Genomic DNA, 458 nt, shown 5'->3' with positions numbered 1-458 from the left:
CGTGCCTTGAAAGCAGTACCAATACGTTTGGTCGTTTTTGTTATGCTGTCAACACTTGACTGTATCGCCGAGCTATCGATGTGAACTGCAGTAAACGGCTTTGAAAATCGGGTTTCAAAATAGACACGTTGGCCTCTTGCCCAACCTTCTGAAAATCGGTAGCCACGCACAGTGACCGAATCAACCACCTCAATGTATGAATCTATTGTGGCATCCCAGTTCATTGCTTTCTTTAGATCCAAAAAAATAGCCGATTGAGCCTCAGGGAATGTATAACGTTGGATACCGCAACGTGGGGTTGCCGTTAGCTCTACATCGATATTATAGTCTGTCAACTTTACTTTATAGTACCCCGCATGTGCCTGTTCGTTTTGATGCGAAAACTTGGAATGAATACCCAAAGGCGCCACGGCCTCATGATAAGGCAATGTAACTGGCATATACGATATATCATATAG

At 43.9% G+C, this 458-nt stretch carries 1 pseudogene; it reads right to left on the bottom strand.

What is annotated here, in order from left to right:
- A pseudogene (locus LC419_RS23835) lies at positions 1-440 on the bottom strand (glycoside hydrolase family 92 protein); the annotation flags it as partial.
- Between the last annotated feature and the right edge of the window lie 18 nt (positions 441-458).

Source organism: Chryseobacterium sp. OSA05B, from assembly GCF_019970065.1.
Taxonomy (GTDB): domain Bacteria; phylum Bacteroidota; class Bacteroidia; order Flavobacteriales; family Weeksellaceae; genus Chryseobacterium.
Note: the sequence above shows the minus strand (reverse complement) of the source record. Positions and strands in the feature narration are given on the sequence as shown.